Annotated in this window: 9 protein-coding genes; 5 read left to right on the forward strand and 4 right to left on the reverse strand. The window is 45.3% G+C overall.

All coding sequences use genetic code 11. The features are described 5' to 3' along the window. Positions 1–959: 959 nt before the first annotated feature. Together PN462_RS19560 and PN462_RS19565 are read right to left on the reverse strand one after the other, a co-directional pair. A complete protein-coding gene (locus PN462_RS19560; protein WP_272130515.1) occupies positions 960–1598 on the reverse strand; it encodes a histidine phosphatase family protein in 639 nt (212 codons plus the stop codon). 49 nt (positions 1599–1647) lie between these two features. After that, positions 1648–2022 (reverse strand): cytochrome c, encoded by a 375-nt coding sequence (locus PN462_RS19565; protein WP_272130516.1) that lies wholly within the window; start codon positions 2020–2022, stop codon positions 1648–1650. Positions 2023–2336: 314 nt separating this feature from the next. Here PN462_RS19565 and petG point away from each other — a divergent pair, with 314 nt between their 5' ends. Together petG and PN462_RS19575 are read left to right on the forward strand one after the other, a co-directional pair. Further along, on the forward strand, positions 2337–2450 hold the full coding sequence (gene petG / locus PN462_RS19570; RefSeq protein WP_272130517.1) for a cytochrome b6-f complex subunit V: 114 nt from the start codon (positions 2337–2339) through the stop codon (positions 2448–2450). Between the two features lie 217 nt (positions 2451–2667). Further along, a complete protein-coding gene (locus PN462_RS19575) occupies positions 2668–3129 on the forward strand; it encodes a YraN family protein (protein ID WP_272130518.1) in 462 nt (153 codons plus the stop codon). Positions 3130–3339: 210 nt separating this feature from the next. Here PN462_RS19575 and PN462_RS19580 read toward each other — a convergent pair whose 3' ends face one another. After that, positions 3340–4002, reverse strand: a complete 663-nt coding sequence (locus tag PN462_RS19580) for a DUF4079 domain-containing protein (RefSeq protein ID WP_272130519.1) — start codon at positions 4000–4002, stop codon at positions 3340–3342. A gap of 34 nt (positions 4003–4036) precedes the next feature. Then, complete coding sequence (locus tag PN462_RS19585) at positions 4037–4438, reverse strand: rhodanese-like domain-containing protein (protein WP_272130520.1); 402 nt, start codon at positions 4436–4438, stop codon at positions 4037–4039. 327 nt (positions 4439–4765) lie between these two features. On the opposite strand from PN462_RS19585, the gene PN462_RS19590 reads away from it, so the two are divergent. From PN462_RS19590 to PN462_RS19600, 3 genes are all read left to right on the forward strand, one after another. Further along, complete coding sequence (locus tag PN462_RS19590) at positions 4766–5293, forward strand: universal stress protein (protein ID WP_272130521.1); 528 nt, start codon at positions 4766–4768, stop codon at positions 5291–5293. Further along, a complete protein-coding gene (locus PN462_RS19595; RefSeq protein WP_272130522.1) occupies positions 5293–5520 on the forward strand; it encodes a gamma-glutamylcyclotransferase family protein in 228 nt (75 codons plus the stop codon). The genes PN462_RS19590 and PN462_RS19595 overlap by 1 nt, the downstream gene beginning before the upstream one ends. 216 nt (positions 5521–5736) lie before the next feature. Then, the coding region (locus PN462_RS19600) for an RRXRR domain-containing protein (protein ID WP_272130523.1) at positions 5737–5882 on the forward strand (146 nt) is incomplete at its 3' end.

Here is a 5882-nt window from a genome sequence, read left to right on the forward strand (position 1 = left end):
AGATATGGCGGTTTGGAGTCGCCCTCACCCCCCAACCCCCTCTCCCAACCTTGGGAGAGGGGGAGAAAATGTCTCTCACAAGTGTCTGAAACAACGGTGTCTCGTTCTACAATTTCTCACCTTGACAGGGCTGGGTGGGCATTGCCCACCCAATCAGACATAGGAGTACATTTCTCAAGCAACATTTAAGGTGTGTCAAGGCACAACAATAAGGCAATAAATTAGCCCAAGGCTGTAAAATAAACCCGCCTAGGACTTACTACGAACAGAAGATAATCGGAAATTATCCATAATTCAGTAAAGATGAGAGATTGCTATAAAACCCCAGATTTTACAAAACTTAACTGGGCAACCCCCCCATTTGAGCAACGAAATTACGCCGTTTCAGGCACTCTTGACGAAAATGTAATCTGTGTTAGCGTAGTACCATGGCGGCACGTTTTATGGGCGAACCCTTCATTTCACCTCTCAGCCCCCATCACTGCATTATTCTCTTAGAGAAAGAGCATTTTCTTAGGGGGGAGTCGTGAATTAGTTTTTTCAGTCAACAAAACCCCTAAACTTGACAAAATGCAAAAAAAGTGCAGCGAGTTTGTAGGTTGGGTGCAGCGATAGCGAAACCGCCTAAGACTTACTACGAACAGAAGATAATCGGAAATTATCCATAATTCAGTAAAGATGAGAGATTGCTATAAAACCCCAGATTTTACAAAACTTAACTGGGCAAACCCCCCCATTTGAGCAACGAAATTACGCCGTTTCAGGCACTCTTGACGAAAATGTAATCTGTGTTAGCGTAGTACCATGGCAGCACGTTTTATGGAGAAACCCTTCATTTCACCTCTCAGCCCCCATCACTGCATTATTCTCTTAGAGAAAGAGCATTTTCTTAGGGGGGAGTCGTGAATTAGTTTTTTCAGTCAACAAAACCCCTAAACTTGACAAATAGCAAATTCTCTTTAATTAAACCGCACCACTGATTCTATCTGAGACAAATGAGACGTATCCCCATTTAACTCCAAACGATACCTCTCCCCCTCTCGAACCACCTTCACCAGACAACACAAAGACGCAGAAACATAGGGTTGTCCCTCCACCAGTCCCCACGTTGACCCCAACACCGAGGCCCCATGGCCAACCAATAAAATATCCTCAGAATAGTTCGCTAACAGTCGTCTAGCCGTTTCCCCACTCCGTTCCATCATCTCCGCTTCCGTCTCCGGATAAGTGGGAGTTAAACAAGGCTGATAATTGACATCAATCTCAGGATACTGCTCCACCAACTCCTCAATCGGGGCCCGTTCCGGCGTTTCTGTCATCCAATCTGGGTTTAACCACTCACTCAAACCCGTTTCTAACTTAATGGGAAGATCAAGATATTGAGCAATTTCGTGGGCCGTTTGCACCGTCCGCAAAAACGGAGAGGCAAAAATATGTTTAATCTTCTCCGGTTGTAACCGTTGGCCCAACTCCTGCGCTTGAATCACCCCATCGTCCGATAATGGGGGATCATACCGTCTCGGAGCAGTATTAAACCACTCCGGGTAAACAAAATCGAACCGATTTCCGTGTCTCGCTATCCAAATTGTTTGAGTCATGGTTTGGTAATGGGTAATGGGGAATTGATTACTGGTAACAGCTTACTGCTCACAGTCGTTTCATATAACTGAGTAAATCGGCCATATCTTGGGGACTGGGTTGGAATTTTGGCATAGGAGGAGTATTACCACTGATGACTTGTTGAATGAGGGTGACATCGGATTTGCGATGGGAAATATGCTCTAAACTGGGGCCGACATCTCCCGTTGCATACGCACCATGACACCCAGCACAGTTAATTTCAAAAATGGCATGACCCCGTTCTGGATTTCCGTCCAGTTCTAATACCTGCTGAATATAAGGATCGGAAACGCGATAAAGATACACACTCACAGTGCTGGCCAGCAACACGGCAACTGCGGCAATAAAGATAATTGCAAGTCGTTGTACCAAGACTCTAGGTTGTGCAGTCTGGTTAGTCACGGGGTTTAAAGTACGAGGTTTACTAATCACGTCAGAAACGCTCAACAAGTCAACCACGATTTGAAAAAAAAATCAAACTCAATGGCCACTCTTATAAAATGTTTCATTTAATAAACATAGTTTAAGTTTTACATCGGAAGATCGACAAGGTGCAAAAAATACTCAGCCCTCGAAAAAGTGGTCAAAGTAGGGAAAACTGACTCGTTGGAGGTTAGGGGGAGGCATCGGACTGTATCTTTCAGCACGTCCCGTTTTCCGCTAAAATGAGAAACGGCTTTAAGGACTGTAATACTATTGGAGTTTTCTAAAATACTATGATTGAACCGCTTTTACTAGGGATTGCCCTTGGTCTGATTATTATTACCCTTGCAGGTCTTTTCGTTGCTGCCTATATGCAGTACAAGCGTGACGATCAACTCATTGGCTAGAGATTGGCCAACCCCGTTAAGGAGGAGAGGTTGGTTTTCTAGGGGGAATTGTGGCGAACTGAGGTTTCGCTAGGATTTCCGCTAGAGAACAACTCTCTCTTGCTGACTCTGGATGGACAAAACAGGTTTTAAGTGGCCTCGGAAAGTCGGCAACCGCAAGCAGCAATGGGAAGACTTATTCCGACTGGACTTTTTTTCATCTATCGTTGATTGATTTATGGCACAACGGCCTCCCCTGAGTATAGGAGAATTAGGGGAACACCTCGTTAGTCAATGGCTCACCCAACAGGGCTGGACGGTTCTCTACCACCGTTGGCACTCTCGTTGGGGGGAAATTGATCTAATTGCGCAACAACCGCCCTTGATGGGGCAAAAAACGGGGAGTTTGGTGTTTGTGGAGGTGAAAACCCGCAGTCGGGGAAACTGGGATGAGGATGGACGGTTAGCGGTGACTCCTCAGAAGCAAGAGAAACTTTGGCAAACCGCAGAGATGTTTTTAGGGAAACACCCCCAGTGGATGGACTGGCCGTGCCGTTTTGATTTGGCGTTGGTGAGGTATAAGCCGACTCAACGGCAAGAGCAGTCAGGGGCTACAATAGCTTTGGGACGGCCTTATGTTTGGTCGGGGTATGAATGGAGGTTACAGGAGTATTTAGAGGGGGTTTTGATGGGGGAGTAAATTTTGGTTTGTTGTTTGTTGTTTGTTCTTTGGTAACTATTCAGGTAATGCTACCTTTATATGCCTTGGGTTAAAACCCAAGGCTAATAGCTGAAACCCGTTAAAACGGGTTGATAGACCAATCGGGAAATTAAAATATCTCCCCCATCTCCTCCATCTCCCCTATCTCCCCTATCCCCTACTCAGGAGACTGAGGGAGAAATAATAGACTTACTGCGGGGGTGGGGTATATAACCCAATTTCAAATAAGTCTCGCACTCCGGTTAAGCCTTGTCCGACAAAGAGTAAGCTGGCGAGACTATTGAGGATGATATGGGCTTTGCGCCATTTGAGGGAACGGTCTTGATAAATTTCTTGGACAATGGCGAGGGAGATTAACATTAAAATTGAGGCGGTGATGCCATAATAAAAATGAGACATATACCACTCGTTATCCCGTCGAAAGACTCCTTCTTGAAACCCTAGAATAATTAATCCCATGCTGGTGAGGGTGACAAAGATGACTCGCCATAGTTTTTGTCTGGCTCGATACAGAAAGATGAGGGAGGCTATGGTAAAGATAAACAGAATAATAATAAACCAACCTTGCCAGGGATTGGTTTGCAAGAGTTGGTTTTTGATAAAGTTTTTGAAAAGGAGAGAGTAAGCGATCGCAAGGAGAGAAACCCCCACCACTCCTCCTGTGAGCCAACGGCCCATCTGTAAATGCTCTCGGCCTACCATGGGGGGGATTTTGCTTTTCTCTCCCGCAGCTTGTGCTAAACGACGCTGACGAGTTTGTAAGGCGAAATTAATCACGATTCCCAGTAAGGGGAAGACAAACAAAACTGCGATCGCAGGATGAATTAATGCAGCCCAGGCTTGAGCGTCCATAATACCTCAGTCCTTCAAAGAGTCTGTAGATATATTAAGTTAAATTTCCTTCAGTTTGACCGCCAATTGCTTTCCAGTCGGTTAAACCGTTGGCTACTTCAGCCACACTCTCAAATCCCATTTCTCGCAGGGTAGCGGCGGCCCGTTGGGTTACTTCTTCAGAATCCCCGTAAATGTAAATATCTCGCTCTGTCTCTAAGTTATTGGTGGCCACCGTGACTAATTCGGATAACGGTGCGGCAACGGCCCCTAAAATTCGTTCTGCTAAGGAATCATTGCGATCGCGCACATCTAAAATCGTTAGAGCAGGTTCACCCCAATCTAAACGAGTTTTCAGATCAGAGGCTGAACTTTTCTCCTTGAGTTCCGGGGGTTTCGGAAAGGGAGAAGGAATAGCAGATTGGGTTTCGGTTGTTTTGTCTTGTAGGTTAGTCATAATTTAATATTTCTTAATTTCTCTACTATATATAACTTAACCAACCCCATAGTTGTCTAACTCTCTCCTTTGATAGAGTTAATAAAAACCCTTACGGTTCGTTCGATAGATGTGACCTCAATCACGAACTTTTTAAAATTGAACTATCAGGATAAAAAGATTTAAAAACCGCTACTTTCCCACGAAAGCGGTCTAAAACGCCCCGTAATAGCTAACTCAATTTTATAAAACTCAATTCCTCATAATTTGTATGATCCATCAATAACCAACAACAACCAACAACAAAGAACCAATAACCAACAACAAAGAACCAACAAAAATTGACTTATGACTTTTAAACGAATTGTAGCCGCCTTAGATCAATCTCCCTTAGATCAAACCATTTATGATCAAGCTGCCACCATTGCAGCCACTCAAAATGCTGAACTGTTACTCTTAAACTGTGTTTCTGAGATCGAAGAAGTCCAACCAGCCCTAGAAACCGGAGTGGGAACAGCATGGCATCCCACCGTTGGTACAGGAGTTTATCCCATGGTGGATAAAAACTTAGCCGTCAGTGAAGAACGACGGGAAGAACGATACGAAGAAGCTCACCAATGGTTATCTCAGTATCAACAGGAAGCCGAGAAACAAGGCATCGCGGTGCAAAAAGATGCCATTCCGGCCATCGGAGAACCCGGGCCTCGCATTTGTGATGCTGCAAAAAACTGGAATGCGGATTTAATCGTGGTAGGCCGCATGGGACGCACCGGGTTAGCGGAAGCCTTAGTTGGTAGCGTGAGTAACCATGTGGTTCACCATGCTCCTTGTACAGTAATGGTGGTACAAGGCGAAACCACAGAAGAAAAAGAATAATGGTCTTATCTGTCTTTGTCTATGGGACATTAAAACCCGGTGAAAGGAATTATCCCCGCTATTGTGCAGGGAAAGTGGTACAACAGCAACCCGCCTTTACATGGGGGACGTTGTACCATCTTTCTTTAGGGTATCCCGGCATGACGGAGGGGGAGGAGAAAGTCCAAGGAACGTTACTCACGTTTAGTGATGAGAGGGTACTTGCGGACTTAGACTCCCTTCAATGACCCCCACCTACTTCGTGAGGTGAGGGAGTGAGAAGAGATAACCTTCCCGTAGCTGCGAATAGAGCCAAGAGCGGTTGATGAGTAAACACTTCCAAATGTTTCTCGCTTTTTGGATTAGATGTAAGGGGGTGGAATCTCACCCAACTGGGTTAGTCCAGGACACAGCGTTAACCGTGGCGTAAGAGACGTAAACCTAATTCAAAGGGGTTATATCCTATGAATCGAATTCCCGTAGTTTCTAAAGACGGACAACCGCTAATGCCGACCAAGCCCAGTCGAGCCCGTAAATGGGTAGAGTCTGGTCGTGCCGTCGGCAAGTGGAGTGATTTGGGTATCTACTATGTCCAGTTGCTCGAAGAACC

Origin of the sequence: Spirulina sp. CS-785/01, assembly GCF_028330525.1 — a bacterium.
In the GTDB taxonomy this organism is placed as follows: Bacteria; Cyanobacteriota; Cyanobacteriia; order Cyanobacteriales; family Spirulinaceae; genus JAQMSD01.